Genomic DNA, 21,550 nt, shown 5'->3' with positions numbered 1-21,550 from the left:
AGTAGTGAATTATGACTGAATCAACTCAATACGGTTTTTATGTAGACAGCACTAAATGTACTGGCTGTAAAGCCTGTCACGTCTCTTGCAAAGACCGTCAAAGCAATAACATTCGTAATAACAGTAATCCACAAGACAATAGCTTACCTGCGCTAAATGGGGTCACTTGGCGTCGTGTTTATGAATATGGCGGCGGCGATTGGACTGTCGGCAACAACGGCTGTTTCGAGCAAAATGTCTTTGCTTACTACATGTCGATCGGCTGTAACCATTGCTCTGAGCCGGTATGCGTTAAGGCGTGCCCAACCGGTGCCATGCATAAGCGCCGTGAAGACGGTCTGGTACTGGTAGCTGAAGATATCTGTATCGGTTGTGAAAGCTGTGCTCGCGCTTGCCCATATGATGCGCCGCAGATCGACCGTGAGCGTAAAGTGATGACTAAGTGTGATGGCTGCTTTGAGCGCATCGCCGAAGGCCGTAAGCCTGTGTGTGTTGAGTCTTGCCCGCTACGTGCGTTAGACTTTGATACTATGGAGAATTTACGCGCTAAGTATGGCGACGGTGACGGGCATATTGCGCCACTGCCATCACCTTCAATTACATCACCTAACCTGATCATCAAGGCCAATGTTAACGGTCGTCCCGCAGGTAGTGGTGAAGGTAGCATCTTAAATCCATCAGAGGTTTAAGCGTTACATTTTAGTCTTTAAGTGGTATTTAAGCGGCGGGCAACTTAAGCCCGCTTAGCTTGTAAGGTAAATCATGTCTTCAAAAGTAGAGTCTGTCAGTAAAGCGCCTTTAGCCTCAATCGATTTAGAGGCATATCAAGGCTTAGCGCGCATCTTGCATCATTGTTTAATCCGTTATCCAGATGCCGAATTGGTGCAAGGATTAGCAGAGTGTGATGTCGCTGCTAGCTGGCCGGTATTTGCGCAGCGCCCGCAAAATACCCAAGGGCGAGCCTTGCTAGGTGAGTATTTACAGCGCTGGGTGGCTGCGCAGTCAGACCCGAGTGACGAAGCACAACTGGTTGACCTTAAACTGGATTATGGCCAGCTATTTTTTGGTCCGGGTGAGCCTAATGCCGTGCCGCAAGGGTCGGTCTATTTGGGCGAGGAGCAGTTGCTCAACGACAAATCGACCATGGCGCTAATGGCGTTTTATCGTGCTCACGGGGTAGAGGTTAAGGTGGATTTTCCACAGCCTTTAGATCATATCGGTCTGTTTTTTGCGGTGTTGGATCAAACCTTTGGTCGCCTAAGCCAAGAGCCTGAAAATGATGCACTGGTGCGTTTTACCCAAGTGTTACTGCAGCAACACCTGTTGCCGTGGGCACCGCGTTGTTTCGCCTTAGCTTATGAGTACGCCACCACAGATTTTTATCGTGGCTTAGCCTTGCTTGGCAGCGACTTCTTGGTGCAGTTACAACAAGATTTTCAACTACTGCCGAAAGAGACCCGCTTGTATCGTTAAGCATGGGTATCGTTATGCATCTGTGGCGATAAAGGTATTGATAATGCCCGCGTTGGCTCACGAGTGAGTTAACGCGCTCGTCGCCGAGTGCAATACAAGGTCAGACGAACAAGCCCGCTCTCGATAAGAGAGCGGGCTTTTTATTTAGCTGGGGTTGCGGCCCATATTGCGGCTCACCTGACGCTGTTGGCTGCGCGCCAGCTCTAACTGAGTATGAATAGTTTGCAATAAGTGGCATAGCTGCTTGCCATTATCGCTGAGCTCACTTGCGCCTAACAGGTGATGCTCAACGGGCTCATCGCGTGGCTCGCTAAGCGTGTTGGCCTGTTTGGCAGGACTTTTTTGCAGCTCGACACTCCACTGGTTGGCGATGGTAAGGATCAGGTGTTCGGCTTGGCTCAGTTGGCCCTGCTCTAACTCTTTGACAAACAGCAGACGGCTGGCTTCGAACAAGCAGTGCAGGGTTAACTCAGGCGGCAAGGCATGCTCTGCGGCATCTTCCATCGGCGGCAACCACACTGGTTGGCCTTGGGTAAAAACCAATGCGGATATGGTATGGGCGACCGTCTTTAATGAGGTGGCGCCACCAAACAGTTGCTGCACGTTAACTGATTGCAGCAAACTTAAACTGAGGCGATGGGCTAAGGTGGACTTAGTCCACTGCTGACCGATAGAGCGTATTAGTGTCATAGTGTAGCCAGTTTAGTGTCGGTTTAGTGTCATAGCTAAGTGACATAGTTGAGTGTCATAGTTAAGTGACATAGCGTTTTAGCGTGAGTCAGTCATTCGCTACTGGGCTTAGCCCTGTCACATAGTGCGTATTATGCGCCTAGCGCTGTGGGGCAACAAGCCTTGGCGGCCAGCGCTTAAGCAGAGTGTGACTTCAGTGTGGCAAAGGTGACCGGCTAAAGGAGACAAGCCAGGCTGTTAACGTCGGGCCGTTAAAGCCAGGCTGAAGTGAAGCCGTTAAAACTGAGTCTGCTGAGCCAGCGCCGCCTCAATCAGCTGCTTACGTGGCACCTTTAAACTGGTGCTGGTGATATCAGGCCAAGGGTAATAACGGCGCGGGCGTTTAAAGCTGGCAATATACTGGCGCACAAAATCATCCAGCGGGGCGACATCGCTAATGCTGCCGTTGATAATGGCCGCCGGCAGGAAGCCAAATTCACTGTCAGGCAGAGGAAATACAATCGCGTCAATGATTGCAGGGTGGCGCTTAAGGGCGGCCTCAATCTCTTCGGGTTGCACATTTTCGCCGCCACAGACAAACATGTTGTCGGCGCGGCCGCTGATCACCAGATCGCCATCCTTATCCCAATAGCCCAAATCTTGGGTATCGAACCAGCCTTGATCATCGAGCGGGCGCCATAAATTGTTACCGCCATCATGGGTTAGATAGCCTAAAAACAGGGTGTCTCCCTTAACCAAGATCTTGTGATCAATAATAGTTAACTCGCGCCCATTTAATAACTTACCGCTACTGCCTTTGCTGGTGGCGAGCCCGGTGGTAATTTGCGATGCCATCTCGGTCATGCCATAGCTGGTGTAGGCGTTAATGGCTAGCGGTGCCAGTTGTTGCAGTAACGAGGGGGCGATAGCGCCGCCTCCCAGTAGCAGGGCTTTGACGTGGCGTAGTGCCTGTTTATCTTGCTGTAGCAGCCGCACCAGTTGGGTGGCGACCAGTGACAGGTGAGTTAGGGGCTGTTGCTGTAATTGTTCAGCCAAGCTGAGCTCGGCTGTCGGCAGCGTGATGGCGGCGCCAGCCAAGGCGCAGCGATTGACGATGGCGAGTCCGCCGATATGAAATAGCGGCAAAGACAGTAACCAGTTATCACCCTGAGCGATAGGGATCACCTCGCGAGCGCCCTGTGCGCTGGCAATATGATTGGCCAAACAATGCACCGCCGCCTTAGGCTGGCCACTGCTGCCTGAGGTGAGAATAACGTTGCAGGGCCGCTGATGGTCGATAGGCTGAGGGGCCGTGGCTGCGCGGGCGCTAAAGTCCACGACTAATCCCGCGCTTGGCAGTAGATGCCGATAGGCAGCTTGAGCCCAACTATGGCGCAGGCCATATTGCATGCTCAAACTGGCGATTTGCTGTGCAGGGAAACGAGGTGATAAGGGGCAAAATATCACGCCAGTGTCAACACAAGCCCAATATAAGATAACCAGTTCTAGCGAGTTATTATCGATACAGCCGAGGCGATCGCCAAGCCTTACTCCTTGTTGGGTGAGTTGCCGCGCGCAGGCGCAAACCGCCTGACTGAGAGCCTGATAACTGATGCTGTGATACTGGTTTTGCGCCCAATAATAGAGTGCCGCCTGCTGTGGATAGTGTTTGGCGGCAAGATGCAGTGGCGAGTGTACTTGGGGCATCTGAGCTCCTATACGCTGTAAAGCAAGGTTAAATCGTCGAGATTGAGGCAGCGCGCCTTATCACTGGGCTCGAGTAAATCGCAGCTAAAGGCACGCAGGGTGTCTAGTCCGGGCACTTCATCTGGAGTGCATGCTTGGCTAATGCAGCGCAGTGCATTGATGCCTAAGCTCGCCTCTAAACTGGAACTGATGATCACCCGCACGCCGTGCTGCTGGGCGGTGTCGATGATCGTCTGTAAGCGGCTTAAGGTGCCCAGTAACATAGGCTTAATCACTAAGGCACTAAGGCCCGCCTGCATGGTAAATTGATAACGCGGATCGTTAAGGCTCTCATCGAGGGCATAAGGGATCCCTAATGTATTGAATAACAGCGGATTGTGGTTCGGATCGCGGCATGGTTCTTCAATATATTCAATGGCATCTAAGGGCAAGCAAGCTAAAAAGTCGATGGCATCTTGCAGTTTAAAGCTGCGATTGGCATCGAGGCGCAGTTTGAGATCGGGGCGGATCGCCAAAATTTGATGAATTAATTGGATCTCCTCCATCATTGAGGTTTGCCCCACCTTCACCTTAACCGCATGCACCTGACGGTCGAGTAGAGCGACTCGCTGGCCAACCTCGGCTATGGGCTCATCTTGATGACGGTAGATAAGCGGCACTGTGCGAGGTAAAGCTCGGTGCGCCAACAGGCTAGGGAGTAGCCCCGACAACTTGGTGTGTAACAGGCTTAAACCATAGGCGAGTGAGGCCATGGTCGTGTGCTCGGCAAGGTCAAGCAGGGCATCAAGCGGTTGGCCCGGTAGCGATGGCATGGCGGCGACGAGCGCGTCAATCACCTGCTCGAGTCGCTCTTGGCTAAAGCCCGTTAAGGGTTGACCGTCGACATCGACACCCGACAACGGCGCAATTTCAACTACCTCGCAGCCCAGCGCTGTGCTGGCCTGTAACACTAGGCCTTCGCGGCTATCGATACGTTGATTACCCACAGGTAATAGGGTTTCGAGTGGAATATGGTAGCGATACAGGTTAAGGGTTAACAGTGTCATGTACGATCCTTTTGGGGGGCAAAGGCGCTTTAATTGGCAAACAAATGCGTGCTCAGCTTATTGTGCTACGGGCGCGATTTCAAGTGCGGTGCCATCTCACTGGGCTGCCTAGGTGTCTGTCATGGTGAGTTGCTCAATTAAGGTGGTGCAAAAGGCATCACAGCAACTTAGGTGAATATTGTGGCCGCCATGCTCAAAGCGATGCAGAGTGAGGGGCGCGCGTTGTTGCCATGCTGTGGCTAACGCGGAAAATTTATCATCTTGGCCACCGACATAATAATGCCAAGGCACGCCAAGGTGATGGGGTAAGCAGGACAGATCTTGCTGTAAGCCGAGTGAGGTCGGCAGGTAAATCTGTTGCAGCGCCGCCAACTTATTGCGGCTGCGACGTTGAATGAGCTGCGCGCGCTCGCTATCACTCAGATCGCTAAAGACGGCTTGGCGATACCACAAGTTAAGAAACTCGCTTAGCGACATCTGTAGCATGCGCTCATGCCACTGTTTATCACTGTGCAAGCGCTGCTCGCGTAGCGCCTGGCTGGTCAGCCCGGGGTGGCACGACTCCAAGTTGACACTTAAGATCTGCTGCGGCATGAGCTGCGCCAGATGCAGCGCGATGCGCCCACCAAGGGAGTAACCAAGCAAGTGAAAGGTCTCGATATTGAGTGCTGTGAGTGTACTGCGGATAAGACTGGCGACCGGTATAAAGCCCGGCGAAGGCAGTGCTAGGCCCGGGCTATCGCCATGGCTAGGCAGATCGAGACAGACACAGTAAAAATGCTGGCTCAGACGCGGCATCAAGTCTTGCCAGTCCTGTTTATCGCCCAGCAGACCATGCAGTAACACCAAACAGGGATTAGTGGGCTGGCCATAACAGCGCGAGGCGAGCATTAGCTTTGCTTTATCCATGAGGCGATCTGCGCTATCTGCGAGCTGGCTTGATCTTGAGCCACGTTCACCTCAATCACCGAAGTGCCCTGATGGTTAATCGCCTCTTGATAGACCTCATTAAAGGCGTTGATGTCGTCAACTTGGTTATAGGCTAAGCCAAACATGGCCGCGGCGTAACCAAACTCTAAGCCATGGGCAAGGCGATAATATTCGCTGCGCAGCTTTTCGTCGGGTACAGGCAATAAATTAAAGATATTGCCGCCATCATTATTGAGGATCACGATAACCAGTGGGCCGTTATGTTTGGCGGCAATGGCGAGTGAATTAAGGTCGTGCAGTTGCGATAAGTCGCCAATAATTAAGGTGGTCGGTTGTTTTTTATGGGCCGCAATGCCGCAGGCGGTCGCTAATAAACCGTCGATACCCGACGCGCCGCGGTTAGTGTAAATACTTGCCATGGTGGCCGTGGTGGGGGCAAACATATCGTACAGGCGCACCGGTAAGCTATTACCAATAAACAGTTGCTTATCGGTGTGCATCGCAATGGCGCGTACCACCTGAGCTTCGCCAAATTCCCCTTGATCGATCTGCTGCTCAAATAGGCTAGCCAAGCGTTGATTTAATTCGATTAATTGCACCGCCCAGTTGGCCTGTGACGAGCGTGGCCAAGCTAATTGGCTAAAGGCCGTTACCGGGCAAAGCCAAATCTGTTTTGGGGTATGACTAGGATCTAACCGCTGCTGGTGGGGTAGTACTTGCCAATAGTTCTTCCATTTCTGTTCGGCTAAGTAGTTAATTAAGCGTTTTGACAGTAGGCGCCCACCAAACACCAGTACTTTTTCAGCCTGTTGTAACAGTGATTTAGCCTTAGGTTGCAGCAGCAGTTGGTCGATATTACCTATGGCAGCGCCATGTTGTCTCAATTGAGATTGGGCATCGGTGAGGATCGGCCAGCCCAACTTGTGTGCCAGCTCGATAATTAATTCGGGTTGCTCATGGGGCGCTAAGGTGCCCACCACAATGACGCCTTTACCATGGACAAAGCGCGCTAAGGCATCGCTACTGGGCGTGCTGTGCAGCTGCGCCTTAGCATATTGGCTAAAGGGCTGCGAAGTATGCTGCCAATTACCCAGCGTACTCAGGTAGTGAGTAAAATCGGCGCTCATGGTGCCAGGGTACAGTGGCTCGCGGTACATGCAATTGATATGCACTGGCTGAGTCTGGTTGGCAATGGCGCTATCGATAGTGGTCAGCAGCGCCTCTGGGCGGATCTGTAGATCTGGCGTCGGCAGGTTAATTTGCTCAGCGTAATGACCAAAAATAGCGGGTTGGATAATGGCTTGATTCGCGCCGCAATCGAGTAATTCTGGCGGTCTATCGCCCGATAATACGATCAGTGGCACATGGGTGAGCCAAGCTTCAACGATGGCAGGATAAAGGTTAGCCACAGCCGTGCCGGAAGTGGTAATAATGGCCACGGGAGCACGACTGGCCTTGGCTAACCCTAGCGCCATAAAACCTAATCCACGCTCGTCGAAATGCAGATGCTGCTTCAGTTTAGTCTGCTTTGCCGCCGCTAAGGTGAGTGGCGTAGAGCGAGAACCCGGCGCCATGCAGACATGCTGCACCCCAAGGCGTGCTAATTCTTCGAGGAGTATCGATCCCCACAATAAGTTGAGCTCGGCTGTTTTATCCATTGATCACGATGAAGTTTTTAAGATTTCGATTAAGGTTAGTGTAACGCGATTTAAGGATTAGGAGTAAGGCTTAGCTCGCGATATCACACTTTAGCGCAAAAGGCGGCTTGCGAGTGATGTTAATCGCGTCATTGATAGCGCATTAATACAAGCCGTTAACTTTGTAATCGAATTGTTTTGATTGTGAGTTTGATGAAAGTTGTTGGCGTTTTAATCATCAATTGTTTGGTGGTTTTATGCCCTAGTGCGCATAATTGCGTTTCACTATGCGTAATCGACAAATGTTTGATTTAGCCGAGCAATAACCTAAATTTAGCTGTGATAATCTTAGCCGATATGGATATGGGCTAGGATTAAGATAATGATTAAAAAGGAACTTTGTAAACTCGACTATTTTACACTTAGGGTCCTCATCGGCTTATTCGAATATCAAAATGGTTCTGTGGTGGCCGAGCAATTGAATACCACTCAGCCTAAGGTGAGCCGTGCCTTGAGCTGTCTGCGCGAATGGATGAAAGATGAGCTATTTGTACGCCAGCAATATGGTTTGCAGCCTAACGCCATGGCCGAAAAACTCTATCCTTTAGCCAAGGCGATAGTGGCCGCTTATGATGAGATGAGTATTGCCATACATCATAGGCAGCCCCAGCAGAGTGAATTGACCATCGCAGCGCAAGAGCATCAAGCTGGTTTGTTTACCGAGGCGGTGCAAGAGGTGTGTCAGTTGTTAGAGCGTAATGTCACCATCAATATGCAGCAGTGGAGCGATAATGCGCCTAGCCTTATTGCCCAAGGTAAAATTGATTATGGCGTGGGGATTAATGCGGACCTGCATCAATCGATTGAAAGTGTCGATTTGGGTGAGGTGAAATACCGTTATATTATCGCTAAAAAAGATCACCCCATCTTTAGTCAAACCTTGTCGCTGCCTACATTATTTACTCATCGTTTTGTGTTTATCAATTATTCATTGATTGGCGGCAAGCGTCATTGGCTCGAAGATCTGGCGCAAAAGTTAGGCGTCAATCTGGCGGTTAGCTTGAAAACATCGAGCCTCAATGTGGCACTGGATCATGTCGCTCATTGCGATGATATTTGTTGGATTGCATCGGCGCTCGCGCCACAGTTTGTTCGCCAGCGTCCGGAGCTGGCTATGATGAATGTGTCTACATTTTTTAATCGTGAATGCCGTGATTCAAATCGGTTTGTGCCTTACCACTATTACCTACAATTTCATCATGGTAACGATAAGTTATTCACCTCTCATCTGTTGGCTAATCTGCAAGATAAAGTGGCTAAACTCCATCAGCACTGCCATCAACAGCAACAAGAGGCTGGCCAAAGTTAAGCTGCGCTGCAGAGGGATGCGGTTGACTACTGCTTTGGTGATAGGTATCGATAATGCTGTTGATCATCCATTGTAGTGGTTGACCATTATCGTCACTATTATAAACCAGCGTCAGCATGGGCGGTGCGATGCGGCTATAAACGCGGTTGGTTTCAAACTGAGACAGCTCGCATGAATGCAAGCCATTAATATTTTCAGTGATCTCTGACTTCTCGTTGAATGGCAGCAGGGTGAGCGCTTGGCTATTTCTAAGGTAATCGAACAGGAAGTTGATATTCTTGGCTTCAACGTCACTGTGTAGCGCCAGTCCGCTAATATTACAGTACTCTTGAAATGGCGAAATCGCATTTTTGATACCACCGATATTGGGGTTAGCAAAAGGGTATTTTGCAATGGTTTCCAAGGTGATCTCTTGATGGTAAATATCATGATGCTCGTTAGCGATAAGCAGCAGTCGATTTAATGGCGACAGTGCGATGCTGTTAATATTGCTGAACTCATTGAGTTGAGCATTATTTCTGCTATAACATAAACCAATATCCACTTTGCCTTTGCTAATTTCATCCAGTGTTTTTGTACTCCAAGACTTAGATGAAACCGAAATTTGTTTACCCGCATCTCTAATATTATCTAAGATCCCTTTAGATAAGTTTAGATATAGCGGTGTCGGAATGGCTATATTAAAGTGTGTATTATTACATTCTACACTTTCATTTTTAAATGACTGTAGCGCTTTAGAACATTCGACAATTTCTTTGGCGACAGGATATATTTTGCTGGCGTAATCGTTTGGGATTAATCCATATCTTTTTCTAATAAATAATTCGTTGCCAAATATTTCGCGAGCATGTTTTAAACTGCGGCTTATTTTAGGTGCAGGTATGTTGAGCTTTTGAGATACAAAGGTGGCCGATTGATTTTCGTATAGGTGTACGAAAATATTTAGACATAGTAGATCCAGGTCGCTGAATATTATATCTCTCATTTAATATACCCCTTAAACATAAGTGTTCCTTTCCACATCATAAGGAACTTTATTTGTTATTTGTCTAAATCTATTAACTATTTTTGCTAAATGACACCTGTGTCACTTAATGGGTTATGCATATTGTAAAATTGAGTTATTCTCATATTTAAATTCTTGCCGTTTTGATTTATTTTTATTTATACAGTGGCCGTGGCTTAAGGTTTTTATGTTTTTTGATGTTACACCACTGGTGTATATTATTATCCAGTTATCTAAATCTTATATTTGGCTTATATATGCTTTATATTTCTGTTTTCTATATTTTTAAAAATGGTATTATGACACCGCTTGTAATTGCTTGAAATAAGTATTGTTAGTTTTTCTTGTGTGATCCAGATCAAGGTTTAGATTTTCTTGTTTATAAATAATGGCCATGCGTTAAAAATAATAACTGTTAGAATGTTGGAGATAATTATGAATGCTTCAGTTGTTTTTAGTTATGCCTTTGTTTATTTTGTTTTATTCGTGGTCGTGCCATTTGTATTAGTTACATTTGCAATGACCTGTATTAAATTTTTTAAATCTGAGGGCAAATCTGAGGGTAAAGCTTTTAAGTTTAAAGGAAGTAAGGTAAGTGCTAAGGCTCAAGTTTTTCTATCTAAACTAAGCGGTGCATTTAAAAATAAATACAGTGTGCTTTATGGTACCTGTTTAGACAGTATTTTGGACATTGATAATAATAAGGATGAGCAGGCACATGAATATTTAAGAGCCTGCCATTTAGATTATGTATTAGTGGACCCAGAATCGTCAGCGGTTAAGTTAGTTATTACCGATCCTGAGCATAACTCTCCCGAGAGAAACGCGTTTATTGATCACTCGCTAGCCGAAGTGGGCATCAAAGTACTTCACCTAGACACTAATGTGCCCTGCGATGAAGCCTTATTAACCCGCTCGTTGTCGATGGCTGCATAGCGTGTAGCGTGCTGAGGCAACGCTTCAGCACGTATTTTTCAGTTGTTAATTCAATTATCACTCTCATCTCGTGAGGACTCATTATGTCCATATTCAGCAAAACAGCGTTTTGCGCGGTGTCGATATCAGCTCTCTTATTGCTGAATATTGCGCCAGTGAAAGCCGAAGTGAACCGTCTGCAAATCAATCAAGATAAATGTGTTAAGTGCCATAAGCGTAACGGTTTAATGGCAGGTGTGCATGGTAATGATGCGTTGGCACTAACCTGCCAGAGTTGCCATGGCGAAAAGGGGAAACATCCTCGTCAACCGTCATTGATTATCGGTTTCAATGCCGAATCGAGCAGTAAAGTGACTACACAAGTGGACAGTTGCTCGCAATGCCATGATCACGATGTCCTCTATCAAGCCGATTGGACCCATGCAGTGCATTCAAACAAGGTTAGCTGTGCCAACTGCCATCAGCTTCACAGCGACTCCGATCCTATGATGGCCCTAGCGACTGAAGAGCGTAGCGCCTTATGTGGCAAGTGTCATGGTGTTACCCCTAAGGAGAGTGATGATGAAAAACTCTAGACGTTTGTTTTTGAAATCCGCTTGCGCCTTAGTGGTGGGTGCTTCTGGTTACACCCTGGCGCAGGGCCCATTAGGTGAGGCGCAACAGGCGACTAAAAAATATGCCTTAATCCATGACGAAACTAAATGCATTGGCTGCGATGCTTGCCGTGTGGCGTGCCGCGAGGTTAATGATGTTCCCGAAGGGGTAACACGGCTGCGCATTGAACGTAAAGGCCCCTATGGCGAGTACCCAGAGCAATATTTTAAATTTACCCGTCACTCTTGCCAACACTGTGAAGACACCCCTTGCGTTAAGGTCTGCCCCACAGGCGCCGCGTATAAAGATGAGGCGACGGGCATTGTCAGTGTCGATGCGTGGAAATGCGTTGGCTGCCAGTACTGTATCGCGGCTTGCCCCTATCAAGTGCGTTTTATCAACCCTGTCACTAAGGCGGCCGATAAGTGTGATTTTTGTAAGGAGACGCGCTTAAAAGAGGGCAAATTGCCAGCCTGTGTTAGTGCCTGTCCGACCCAAGCGCTGACTTTTGGCGATCTGCAAGACCCCGATTCACAAGTGGTGCAGGTGTTAAAGCATACGCCTAACTATCGCACTAAGACCGAACTTGGGACGCGTCCTAAGTTGTTTCGTATTGGCTCACAAGACGGCGAGGTAAGGTTATGAGTCCATTCCATTTTGACGGCCTAGTGTGGCATTGGCCGATTGCGATTTACCTGTTTTTAGCTGGGGTGTCTGCCGGCGCGGTGTTTTTTGCCATTTTGCTAAAACAGTTCCGCTTAGGTGATGATGCCTATCGGTCTCCTTTCGTGCAGGCAGCGTGTATTATCGCGCCACTGAGTGTGTTTGCCGGATTGGGTATCTTGGTGATCGATCTCACCAAGCCGTTTGATTTTTGGAAGATATTGGTGTTTTACAACCCCACCTCAGTGATGTCGGTTGGGGTGGCGGTGTTGATGTTTTATCAAGCCATGCTATTTGCCTGGCTGGCATGTGTGTTTAAAAAACCCTTGCTCGCGTTTTGTGAGCAGCGCTGGCCACGTGTGCAACGCCTATTAAAGTGGCTGGTGAGTGCCGAAGCCAGCATTACCGGTATCTTGGCAATTTCGGCGGTGGCACTGGGGGCGTATACCGGCTTCTTACTGTCGGCGTTAACGACCTATCCCATGCTCAATAATCCGGTATTGCCCTTGCTGTTTCTGTTCTCTGGTCTCTCCTCTGGTGCGGCAGGTACACTGCTCGGTGGCGTGCTGATGAAGGGGAGTCCAGATGGCAAAGAGGTGCACTTTATCCACAATATAGAGATCCCGATTATTTTGGTGGAAATGGTGTTGATTTTTACCTTCTTTGTCGGATTGATATTGAGTGGCGGAGCCAGCAAGTTAGCCGCCTTTAGGGCGATAGGCGAAGGCTTCTGGGGCTGGGTATTCTGGGGAGGAATTGTGTTTGTAGGCTTGAGTCTGCCGCTGGCCTTTAACCTCTTTATGAAAGCCTCGGCTAAGCGTAAGTTTTCTTATGTAGCGGTTACGGCCATGTGTAGTTTGATGGGCGTATTATTGCTGCGCAACTTCATTCTTTACACCGGTCAAATGACAGTGGCCTAGCCGTTGGAGAGCTGCGATGTACAAATTGGGATTAGGAGCGCTACTGCTGTGTCTCGCCTTAATGGTACAGGCGCAATCGGTGGTCGATACTCATATGCTTAATGGCGATTGTGAAACGTGCCATGAAAATGGCGAGCCATCGATTAACAATGAGGTTGAAAACCGTGCCTGTATTGAGTGTCACGGCAGTGTCGATACCCTTGATGGCCCTTATCATCAGTCACATTCCTATTTGATGATGTGCAGCGATTGTCATAAGGTACATGCCTCTACGCCAGTCACTGACAGCTGCATGCGCTGCCATCACTGATAAGGCTTATCGGTCCCATTAGTCGCTCGCCACTCGGTGATTGACTAGTGGGGTTGCCCCAACTATTTATTGCGCGCGGTTGTCTATCCACTCACTCATCACCACGTGGGTTTTAATTTTAATGATGTTGTTTTGGGCATCGATATGTTCACGAATTTCATGTAAGCGTTTCATCGAACTGGCCTGCACATACACCAGCAGATCCATGTCGCCGGTGATCCCGCGGCATGTGACCACTTCGGGTATCGACTGAAACACATGCACCACATCGGCACTCTGACGGCATTGATGCTGGATCTCAAAATAAGCCGACACCCCCTCTTTTTGTGACTCACTGAGCAGCACCTGATAACCGCGAATAATGCCGCTTTGTTCCAGTTTTTTAATCCGTTCAGATACGGCGCTGCGCGACAGGCTGACTTTGTCGGCAATATGTGACACGCTCTGGCGTGCATCTTGGCGTAATGCGCTGATGATTGCTTTATCAAATTTATCCATCGAGTGTCTCTTATGCGGCGGCGACGATTTGTCGGTCAAAAGGCAAAATGACGTCAAAATGGCGGTCGCCATAGGAACATCGACGCAATGCTATGACAGTTTGTTGCGTCACACAAGTCTATACTAATGGCCATTAACCACCTTTACAGATAACAAGATGACTCATATTCAAGGCAGCATAGGGCGTTGGCAGGGGGCAGGTTTAATGGCCACCACTTTGCTGGGTACCGGGGTATTTATTTTACCGCAGATGACGATTGATACCGCGGGCACGGGCGCTATATTGGCGTGGATATTACTGACCTTAGCCATTATTCCGGTGTCGCTGGTCTTTGGCCGATTAGCCGGCGTCTTTCCTCATGCGGCGGGGCCAGCTTACTTTATTGAAAAGGCGTTTGGCCGCACCGCTGGGCGCACCATAGGCTTGATCTTTTTGTTGGTGATCCCTTTAGGGGCACCAGCGGCGGTGTTAATGACATTTCAGTTCGTTAATGAATTGGTGGCCCTGTCTGGCTGGCAGCAAGTGTTTACTGAGTTGGGGTTACTCTTGTTGCTTTTGGTCTTGAACCTTAGGGGGATCCAAGTCTCGGCTAAGTTGCAGTTTGCACTAACGCTGGCCATTGTGACCGTGGTGGTGGTGATGTTTGGCGCCGGTGGCAGTCACCTTGGCGAATTTGAATTGGCAGCCCATCAAGCGGGTGGCGATATGAGCCTAGTGATGGCGGCCGCCGGTATCGCGTTTTGGAGTTTTTTGGGTATCGAAGCCATGACCCACCTAGCCAATGATTTTAAAGATCCTAAGAAAGACATGATGGCGGCGATGATTATCGGTACCGTCTTGGTTGGCTTAGTCTATGTGGCGTGTACGGCATTGTTACTGTTTGCGCCGCCCACTGATGGCCTTGCGATGGTAGCAGCATTTGATCAATTACTGGGAGGCTATGGCGCACAAGTGATTGGCATACTAGGTATTGCCGGTGGGTTGTCGACCGTTAATGTGTATACCGCCAGTGTGTCTAGGTTGATCTGGAGCTTTAGCTGTGAAGGGGTATTACCACGTTATTTTATGCAGTTAAATACCCATAGAGTGCCAGTGCGCGCACTGATAGCGGTATTGCTGACCATGGCGCTAGTGATTGTCCTTACCTACCTTTCGGGGCAAGAGCTGGAACACCTGATTGCCTGGACCAACGGCGTATTTGTGATTATCTATCTGGTTTCTATGATGGCAGCGGTTAAACTGCTGAGTAAGCGTTACCTGCCACTGGCAATGATGGGGATACTGTTTTGTTTGCTGATGATGCAGGCACTGGGCAATAACATGTGGTACGCCACAGGCTTAGTATTACTGGTGGCGCCTCTATTGTGGTGGCAAAAAAGCCATCTGGCACGTAAGTTAGCCCTTAGCTTAAATAAGCCATAGGTTATTCAAGCTAAGGGCGATTAAATCAATGGGGGTTATCGAGTCACCGCAAGGTTATCTCAAGCACATGTTACCAATGCTTATTGCGGCAGCTGGTTTATCGCCGCATTGCGCATCTGGATGAGCTCGCTGTGTTTGAGGTGCAGCAGATCTGCGGTGCGGCGTACTATCTGATCTTCATAACGGCACAGGTGGCCATCGGCATAGGCCAATTTCCACATGGCTAAGATCAGCTGCTGTTTTTCCGCTAAGTCGAACTGCTGGTTGATCTCGGCGGTGAACTCATACAGTGAGGTGGCATCTTGATGATTCGCCTTCGCCGTTGCTATCAGCTCATCAACCTCGCCCGGCGCTAACGACAGTGTGGTGGTCAGCAGGCTAGGCAGCAAGTGTAGCTCTTCGTCGCTCAGAGTGGCATCGGCATAGACCACCTCTAGCAGTAAACTCACTGCTGCAAGGTTAAGATGTTTGGCTTTTTCTTGCGGCGATACCGCTTGGCGCTCAGAAGCGAGCAACTGTTTTAGCTTTGCTATCATCATGATTCTCTTTTACTGCCTCGATATCGGTTAGAGCCCGATAAGAGGCAAGAGTTCACTATAACAGCAAAGCTGGATGTGGGCGTGGAGTCACTGGCTACAGGATTGCACCCAGTCCTTGTAGCAGCAGGTCGCTGGTACCAGCGCCGGCATTGGTGTCTAAATAACCTTTAATAATATCTACCATCGGCATGGCCAGCTGTTTAGAAATACCTAACTTTTCAAAGGCATCATAAACCTGCGCGCCACCTTGCAGCGAGGCCCCCAGATCGCCAGCCTGTGATAATAAGCCTGACATGCCCGAGCCGCTATCGGTTTGAGGTGCGGCGCCAAGTAACATATCTGCGCCCGGGATCGCCGCGGCAATCGGCGCAAAACTGTCGTTACCTAAAGTGGATTTCGCTAAGGAGAGCAGGCTGCCAAGGCCGCCTTCTGCTTGGTTTTGGTTGAGCCCGAGCTGCGACATGACAGTGCCAACCAGATCGTTATTTTGGGTCTGTGGCGCCGTTACTTGGGGTTCGGTTTTGTTGCTTAAATTATCGAGCCAGCCAGCGTGAACCGGGGCGTTGAAAGCGAGGGTACTGAGCAGTAACGGTATAACCTTGAAGAGCTTCATCACTTACCATCCTTTGGTAAATCAATTTAATGTGGCGCTAATATTAGCCTAAGTCGGCCAAGATTTCGTCGCTATTTTTAGACATCAGTTGTGCATTAGATAGGAAATTTCGGTATCCTGTGCGACCTAATTAGTTGGTTTATCATTATCTATTGGAACGACCTATGTCATTATCAGCGATTTTGACCGAAGCATATAACTTCTTTCGCAATCATATTAGTCAGTTAGCTATTTTAACCGTGCCTATTTTGTTTATTCAGGTGAGTATTCAATTATGGCTGGGAATGGAGATCAACAGTGCCGATTTAGAGAACCCACAGTTTGGTGCGTCTCATATGGTCGCTATGATGGTGTTGCTATTGGTGTTTTCGGTGTTGATTGCATCGTTAACCCTGTTTATGGAAGTGAGATCCAATGGCCATGAGCCATCTAATGCCCTGATTTTAAAAACCAGTTTAAACTTTGTGCCGGGATTATTGCTGGCGGGTGTGATGTCAGGATTACTGATTTTAGCCCCGGTGATGTTGTTTGCCGCCTTTGGTCCCTTATGGCTAATCGGCTTGACCTTGAGCATCTATGTATTTGCGCGCCTCGCCTATGTTAACTTCATGGTGGTGGTTGAGCGATTAACGCCGCTTGAGGCGATTAAAGGCAGTTTCAAGTTTAGCTCTGCTATCGCCTTTAAAACGTTACTGGTATTAATGCTGTATATTCCCTTGTCTCTGCTGGGTGGCACCTTGTCGCAACTCGCCTCAGCAGTAGGCTTTCCGCTGATGTTGGTGGTCGAGGTGAGCGTGGCATTTATTGGGTTATTTGTTAACGTTGCGCTGTTTCGCTTATACATGGTGTCGCGTCCTAGCGTCGATGAGCACGTGTAGCGAGTGTTTATATAAGGGCCTGATAGGCCCTTTTTTGTAAGTTTTACGGAGTGTATGCCGTGCTGACCGATATCGAACTCGTGAGCGAATTTTCTCAAGTGCTTGGCGAAGATTATCGTATCGCCAAGAGCTACGTACGTGATGTACCTACCCAAGCCTTGCTGCATATCCGCAGCTTTACTCACAAATTGACCGACCAGTTAGCGCAGTCGCAGCAGATTATTTTTGATAGCCCTAACCTCTATGATCATATTGAGACCTTGAATCGGCAGCGGGTGATCAATGTGCGCATCACTCGAAGCCTGCATCGGCTGCGTGGTGATGGTAATCGAGGTGCTCATCCAGAAAAATATCACCTAACCGCCGAGGCGCTGCAAGAGTTGGCGCAGCGCTCAATTGAGCGTTTACTCAAGCTGGTGGTTGAGCTGTTTCCTATAGTGCACCAACGGCCAGCCCCTGAGTATCAATTTGAACCATTTGATTCGATTGCTGGTCGCGACTTATGTTATCGGGCGATCATGGAAAATGACCATCAGGCCCAGTATTTGGTGGGCATGTCGTTAAAAACTCGCGCGCTGATGCAGCGTGAGCAAGAGCAAGCACTAGCCGAGCAAGATGATGAGCCCAAGGTCCAGCATCAACGCAGTACCGACAGCTTTAAGCAAGCCGCCTATTGGTTTGCCCAAGCGGCGCCTCACCACCCCGAGGCCTTGTATGAACATGGGGTTAGCTTGCTGCACGGTTATAACGGCGAGCCAGATGCCAGCGCTGGCGAAACCGCGATCATCGGCGCTGCCAAAGCGGGTGTCGCCAATGCCATGGCTTTGTTAGGTTATTTTTACTTGGTGGGGGGCGAGCATATTGAGGTTAGCCATAGCGATGCCTTGCACTACCTGCAGGCGGCTGCGGCGCTGGAGCAGTCGGAAGCGATGGCCAATCTTGGGGTACTCTATTATCAGCAAGGCGATTATAGCCAAGCCTATCATTACATTTCGACTGCTGCTAACGCAGGTTTCCCCCATGCGCAGTATCATTTAGCCTTGATGTTGGCCCGAGGCGAGGGGTGTGAGCCCGACGCATTAGCCAGTCAGCATTGGATGGCCGAAGCGGCCGAGCAAGGTCAGCTCGACGCCATGTTGAATCGAGCACAGCAGATGCTCAACAACGATAATGCTCTGGGTGACGATTACAGTGTGGCCGAGCGTTATCTGCGCCAAGTGGTTAAATATGGCCACAGTGTCCCGGCCATGATTGAACTGAGTATCGCCTTAGCCGATGGTGTTTTAGGGCGTATTGATGTCGTGGGATCGGCGGCACTGCTTAATATGGCGCGCGCCCGTGCTAATGAACAGGAACTAGCGGTGATCGCGCCGTTATGGCGCTCATTGGTGGCGCAAATCGACAATGTGTTGGCGGTAACGGATAATCAGGCCGAGGTCTCGGCGCTAGAGCGGGCGAAAGAGTTGTTAGCTGAACCGATTTAAGCGGGTTTGCTTGCCCTATATAATCTAGCTGAGGCCAATGGCCTCAGCTAATACAAGCTTACTCGTTGGGGTTGTGGTCGAAGGTGCGGCCTTGGCGCGGCGTGGTAAATGGCGCCTGTTGCTCGAAGTATTCCGCTTGGGTATGGCGGCGCTGAGCCTGATGAGGCATCTCATCTTGTGCTGGCGAATACTGGCGAAACTTAGCCAGTTGGCGCTTTAAAAACAAGCGACCAAATACGCTGAGCAACACCAAGCTCACCGCCGCGATTAAGATGATAAAGGGCAGCGCTAGCAAGACCAATGTCATCACCACTAAACCGATAGCAAATGCTAACCACCCTTTGATTCCAGTGAACCTATGTTGCAAAGGTGTTTGCTGAAATTGATGATAAATCATAGTTTCTCCTGAATTTGCTGTGGCTTGATTCTGCCCACTTAGGCGGCAGAGATCACGTTAAATTAGCTTAATCTTAGTGTCAGCCACACATCGGTATGTTGGCTTGCTCGCTAAAAAACTGATGATAAACTAATCAGGCTTAACCGTTGCTGAATTATCCTCATTGGCTTGATTAAACGCCTGCGCCACACTCTTACAGATGGTTTCTCGTATCCATTTGTGTCCCGGCTCCTCATTATTACGCTCATGCCAAAGTAAGACATAGGCTAAAGGAGAAAATGCCACAGGTAGGGGTAATTCCACCAAGGGATAGAGTTTCTGGGCGTGACTGGCAAAGCTCGATGGTAGGGTAAAAATAAGGTCGCTATGGGCACAAACGCTGGCGGCACCATAAAAGTCCGGCACTGTGGTACTTAGGTGGCGACGATGGCCTTTTTTAGCTAAAAAGTAGTCGAGAGCCCACCACTCATTGCCCTCACAGCGCACCTGCACATGCGACATCTCTAGATAGACGGCCAAGCTCCAGGCGTTACTGTTGACCAGTGCGAGAATCGGATGTCCTTGGCGTACAAGGCAAACCTGATGATCTTTAAACAGGGTTTGATAGGCGATACCCTCGGGGAGGCGGTCGATAATCAGATCCGATTGCGGATTAAGGTCGCGGCCAGTAATGCCAAAATCTATCTGCCCTTGTTGCAATGCCGGCAGCGATTTTTCCAGCCAGAGGTAGGAGTCGAGCCGTAAGTTGGGCGCATTATTGAGCAGCGGGCCGATAAAATAGGGGATCAGGGTTTCGTAGGCGCTTTCGACCATGGCGAAGGAAAATTGTCGATTACTGCTAGCGGGCTCAAAATTGGGTGGCTGAGTCAGTTGATAAAGGCCTTGCAACATAGTGGGCAGTTGCTGACCTAGGTGCATCGCATGGGCGGTGGGTTTTAAACCGTGAGCGGTACGAATAAACAGTGGATCGCCTAAGGCATCTCGTAAGCGATTTAAGCTCTTACTCAAGGCCGACTGACTCACATGTAACCGATTAGCGGCGCGGGTAACACTGCGCTCTTCGAGCAAGACTTGCAGCATCACCAATAAGTTAAGATCGATACGGGCCAAATTGTCGAGATTCATAAGATATTCCTTAAAGGAAATTAGCTTTTGAAATTATACCATTTCTATTCATAACATCACTCGCTTAAAATGCTCGGCTTGCATATTTCCGATTAACTTACAGAGATTAAAGAAAGCTCATGCGTCGTAATTTGTTACCTATTTTAATGATGATGGTGGTGCTTAGCCCACTGGCCATCGATATCTACCTGCCTTCTATGCCAACCATGGCGGCAGAATTCGCCGTGTCGGCTAGTCAGGTGCAATCGACCTTAGTGCTGTTTTTATTTGCCATGGGCGTGGGGCAGATCCTCATTGGCCCGTTAGCCGACCGCTACGGTCGTCGCCCTGTGGCGCTGGGCGGTATTTTGCTTTATATCGCCAGCAGCTTAATGGCTGTGGTGGCGATGGAGTTTCATTGGTTGCAACTGGCTCGAGTGCTACAAGGGTTAGCCGCCTGTTCAACCTCTATTGTGGTCTTTAGTGCGATCCGCGATTGCTTCACTCCCAAAGAAGGAGCGCGTTATTACAGCTATATTAATGGTGTTATCTGCGTGATCCCAGCGTTGGCCCCGACCTTAGGCGGCTTGCTGGCCTTACAGTTTGGTTGGCGTTCGACATTTCTATTTATGACCTTGTATGGCTTATTGATGATGGTGCTGGTGAGCTATCGCCTGCCAGAAACTCGTCCTGCTAACACGGTCACCACAGGACCACTGTATCGTTGGGCTCGTTATAAGCCGATTTTACGCGAACCCCATTTTCTGTTTTATGCGGTGGCTTGTATGGCGGGGATGGCCTCAATTTTATGTTATGTCTCCTATGCCCCGGTGTGGCTTATCGAGCGTTTAGGCGTATCAGAGTTGACCTTTAGTGGTCTGTTTGCCCTCAATGCCGTGGTCAACATCATTGCCTGTTTTGCTGCCCCAGCGGTGATCAGCCGTTTGGGTAATCGCCCCACCGTTATCCTGGCGCTATTGGCGTTATTAGCTGCTGCGGTATTGGAGTTGGCGATGCAGTTTGTTGGCCCACAAACCGGCTTGCCTGCGGCGTTTGGTTTTATGTTACCCATGATGATGTTGTGTATTGGTTTTGCGCTATTACTGGGCCCAGCTACCAGCATGGCACTCTCGGCGTTTGGTGAACGTGCAGGGACAGCCGCTGCGATGTTAGGTTTTATTCAGATGAGTGGCGCCTCGGTCATCGCTGGACTGGTGCAGCAAACAGACTTAAGCGCGCCATATGCGGTGATTGTGGTGACCGGCGGGTTGTCGATCTTACTGCTAGGCATGATGGCGATGAGTCGGTTCGATAATTGCCATCAAGAGCAGCACGCCCACTAATGTGTCTATGT

At 49.2% G+C, this 21,550-nt stretch carries 23 protein-coding genes; 12 read left to right on the top strand and 11 right to left on the bottom strand.

Annotation, left to right across the window (positions count from 1 at the left end):
* The first annotated feature begins 11 nt into the window (after positions 1 to 11).
* Both AC5YBZ_RS16535 and AC5YBZ_RS16530 read left to right on the top strand, forming a co-directional pair.
* Positions 12 to 689 (top strand): DMSO/selenate family reductase complex B subunit, encoded by a 678-nt coding sequence (locus AC5YBZ_RS16535; RefSeq protein WP_475515589.1) that lies wholly within the window; start codon positions 12 to 14, stop codon positions 687 to 689.
* A gap of 73 nt (positions 690 to 762) precedes the next feature.
* Positions 763 to 1,473, top strand: a complete 711-nt coding sequence (locus AC5YBZ_RS16530) for a TorD/DmsD family molecular chaperone (protein WP_494524090.1) — start codon at positions 763 to 765, stop codon at positions 1,471 to 1,473.
* Between the two features lie 144 nt (positions 1,474 to 1,617).
* Here AC5YBZ_RS16530 and AC5YBZ_RS16525 read toward each other — a convergent pair whose 3' ends face one another.
* The 5 genes from AC5YBZ_RS16525 to menD all read right to left on the bottom strand — a co-directional run bounded on the left by AC5YBZ_RS16525 (position 1,618) and on the right by menD (position 7,483).
* Positions 1,618 to 2,163 carry a hypothetical protein gene (locus AC5YBZ_RS16525; RefSeq protein WP_494520628.1) on the bottom strand — a complete coding sequence of 182 codons (546 nt, stop codon included), beginning with the start codon at positions 2,161 to 2,163 and terminating at the stop codon, positions 1,618 to 1,620.
* Between the two features lie 276 nt (positions 2,164 to 2,439).
* The gene (gene menE / locus AC5YBZ_RS16520; RefSeq protein WP_494543213.1) at positions 2,440 to 3,849 is read right to left on the bottom strand and encodes an o-succinylbenzoate--CoA ligase; all 1,410 of its coding nucleotides are present in this window, start codon (positions 3,847 to 3,849) and stop codon (positions 2,440 to 2,442) included.
* Positions 3,850 to 3,857: 8 nt separating this feature from the next.
* The gene (gene menC / locus AC5YBZ_RS16515) at positions 3,858 to 4,895 is read right to left on the bottom strand and encodes an o-succinylbenzoate synthase (protein WP_494524088.1); all 1,038 of its coding nucleotides are present in this window, start codon (positions 4,893 to 4,895) and stop codon (positions 3,858 to 3,860) included.
* 108 nt (positions 4,896 to 5,003) lie between these two features.
* The gene (gene menH, locus AC5YBZ_RS16510) at positions 5,004 to 5,804 is read right to left on the bottom strand and encodes a 2-succinyl-6-hydroxy-2,4-cyclohexadiene-1-carboxylate synthase (RefSeq protein ID WP_494543212.1); all 801 of its coding nucleotides are present in this window, start codon (positions 5,802 to 5,804) and stop codon (positions 5,004 to 5,006) included.
* Positions 5,786 to 7,483 carry a 2-succinyl-5-enolpyruvyl-6-hydroxy-3-cyclohexene-1-carboxylic-acid synthase gene (menD, locus tag AC5YBZ_RS16505; RefSeq protein ID WP_494543211.1) on the bottom strand — a complete coding sequence of 566 codons (1,698 nt, stop codon included), beginning with the start codon at positions 7,481 to 7,483 and terminating at the stop codon, positions 5,786 to 5,788. Before menD ends, menH begins: the two co-directional genes overlap by 19 nt.
* A gap of 361 nt (positions 7,484 to 7,844) precedes the next feature.
* On the opposite strand from menD, the gene AC5YBZ_RS16500 reads away from it, so the two are divergent.
* Positions 7,845 to 8,831, top strand: coding sequence for a LysR family transcriptional regulator (locus AC5YBZ_RS16500; RefSeq protein WP_494520633.1), 987 nt, complete (start codon positions 7,845 to 7,847; stop codon positions 8,829 to 8,831).
* Here AC5YBZ_RS16500 and AC5YBZ_RS16495 read toward each other — a convergent pair.
* Positions 8,779 to 9,816 (bottom strand): LysR family transcriptional regulator, encoded by a 1,038-nt coding sequence (locus tag AC5YBZ_RS16495; RefSeq protein ID WP_494520634.1) that lies wholly within the window; start codon positions 9,814 to 9,816, stop codon positions 8,779 to 8,781. The two genes, AC5YBZ_RS16500 and AC5YBZ_RS16495, sit on opposite strands and share 53 nt — an antisense overlap.
* Before the next feature lie 456 nt (positions 9,817 to 10,272).
* Between AC5YBZ_RS16495 and AC5YBZ_RS16490 the strand changes: the two genes are divergently transcribed.
* The 5 genes from AC5YBZ_RS16490 (at position 10,273) to AC5YBZ_RS16470 (ending at position 13,260) form a co-directional block, all read left to right on the top strand.
* A complete protein-coding gene (locus AC5YBZ_RS16490; protein ID WP_494520635.1) occupies positions 10,273 to 10,773 on the top strand; it encodes a DUF2726 domain-containing protein in 501 nt (166 codons plus the stop codon).
* Between the two features lie 83 nt (positions 10,774 to 10,856).
* Positions 10,857 to 11,348 (top strand): cytochrome c3 family protein, encoded by a 492-nt coding sequence (locus tag AC5YBZ_RS16485; protein ID WP_494520636.1) that lies wholly within the window; start codon positions 10,857 to 10,859, stop codon positions 11,346 to 11,348.
* On the top strand, positions 11,335 to 12,012 hold the full coding sequence (locus tag AC5YBZ_RS16480; RefSeq protein ID WP_494524084.1) for a 4Fe-4S dicluster domain-containing protein: 678 nt from the start codon (positions 11,335 to 11,337) through the stop codon (positions 12,010 to 12,012). Before AC5YBZ_RS16485 ends, AC5YBZ_RS16480 begins: the two co-directional genes overlap by 14 nt.
* The gene (gene nrfD, locus AC5YBZ_RS16475; protein WP_494520638.1) at positions 12,009 to 12,950 is read left to right on the top strand and encodes a cytochrome c nitrite reductase subunit NrfD; all 942 of its coding nucleotides are present in this window, start codon (positions 12,009 to 12,011) and stop codon (positions 12,948 to 12,950) included. Before AC5YBZ_RS16480 ends, nrfD begins: the two co-directional genes overlap by 4 nt.
* A gap of 16 nt (positions 12,951 to 12,966) precedes the next feature.
* Complete coding sequence (locus AC5YBZ_RS16470) at positions 12,967 to 13,260, top strand: cytochrome c3 family protein (RefSeq protein ID WP_475515599.1); 294 nt, start codon at positions 12,967 to 12,969, stop codon at positions 13,258 to 13,260.
* 66 nt (positions 13,261 to 13,326) lie between these two features.
* Here the strand turns inward: AC5YBZ_RS16470 and AC5YBZ_RS16465 are convergent, their stop codons facing one another.
* Positions 13,327 to 13,758 (bottom strand): Lrp/AsnC family transcriptional regulator, encoded by a 432-nt coding sequence (locus tag AC5YBZ_RS16465; protein WP_475515600.1) that lies wholly within the window; start codon positions 13,756 to 13,758, stop codon positions 13,327 to 13,329.
* A gap of 157 nt (positions 13,759 to 13,915) precedes the next feature.
* Here AC5YBZ_RS16465 and yjeH point away from each other — a divergent pair, with 157 nt between their 5' ends.
* Positions 13,916 to 15,181 carry an L-methionine/branched-chain amino acid transporter gene (gene yjeH / locus AC5YBZ_RS16460; RefSeq protein WP_494520639.1) on the top strand — a complete coding sequence of 422 codons (1,266 nt, stop codon included), beginning with the start codon at positions 13,916 to 13,918 and terminating at the stop codon, positions 15,179 to 15,181.
* Between the two features lie 80 nt (positions 15,182 to 15,261).
* Here yjeH and AC5YBZ_RS16455 read toward each other — a convergent pair whose 3' ends face one another.
* On the bottom strand, positions 15,262 to 15,717 hold the full coding sequence (locus tag AC5YBZ_RS16455) for a tellurite resistance TerB family protein (RefSeq protein WP_494524842.1): 456 nt from the start codon (positions 15,715 to 15,717) through the stop codon (positions 15,262 to 15,264).
* Positions 15,718 to 15,814: 97 nt separating this feature from the next.
* On the bottom strand, positions 15,815 to 16,333 hold the full coding sequence (locus AC5YBZ_RS16450; protein WP_494524841.1) for a DUF2780 domain-containing protein: 519 nt from the start codon (positions 16,331 to 16,333) through the stop codon (positions 15,815 to 15,817).
* 164 nt (positions 16,334 to 16,497) lie between these two features.
* Between AC5YBZ_RS16450 and AC5YBZ_RS16445 the strand changes: the two genes are divergently transcribed.
* Both AC5YBZ_RS16445 and AC5YBZ_RS16440 read left to right on the top strand, forming a co-directional pair.
* The gene (locus AC5YBZ_RS16445; RefSeq protein ID WP_475515602.1) at positions 16,498 to 17,211 is read left to right on the top strand and encodes a hypothetical protein; all 714 of its coding nucleotides are present in this window, start codon (positions 16,498 to 16,500) and stop codon (positions 17,209 to 17,211) included.
* Between the two features lie 59 nt (positions 17,212 to 17,270).
* Positions 17,271 to 18,695, top strand: coding sequence for a DUF4145 domain-containing protein (locus tag AC5YBZ_RS16440; RefSeq protein WP_494524083.1), 1,425 nt, complete (start codon positions 17,271 to 17,273; stop codon positions 18,693 to 18,695).
* A gap of 58 nt (positions 18,696 to 18,753) precedes the next feature.
* On the opposite strand, the gene AC5YBZ_RS16435 is transcribed toward AC5YBZ_RS16440, so the two are convergent.
* Positions 18,754 to 19,092 (bottom strand): hypothetical protein, encoded by a 339-nt coding sequence (locus AC5YBZ_RS16435; RefSeq protein ID WP_494520641.1) that lies wholly within the window; start codon positions 19,090 to 19,092, stop codon positions 18,754 to 18,756.
* Positions 19,093 to 19,221: 129 nt separating this feature from the next.
* Positions 19,222 to 20,217: a LysR substrate-binding domain-containing protein gene (locus AC5YBZ_RS16430; RefSeq protein ID WP_475515605.1), complete on the bottom strand. Its 996-nt coding sequence runs from the start codon at positions 20,215 to 20,217 to the stop codon at positions 19,222 to 19,224.
* 119 nt (positions 20,218 to 20,336) lie between these two features.
* Here AC5YBZ_RS16430 and AC5YBZ_RS16425 point away from each other — a divergent pair, with 119 nt between their 5' ends.
* The gene (locus AC5YBZ_RS16425) at positions 20,337 to 21,539 is read left to right on the top strand and encodes a multidrug effflux MFS transporter (protein ID WP_475515606.1); all 1,203 of its coding nucleotides are present in this window, start codon (positions 20,337 to 20,339) and stop codon (positions 21,537 to 21,539) included.
* Positions 21,540 to 21,550: the final 11 nt, after the last annotated feature.

This window comes from Shewanella sp. 553 (genome assembly GCF_059338375.1).
This window is presented reverse-complemented; position numbering and strand designations above follow the sequence as displayed.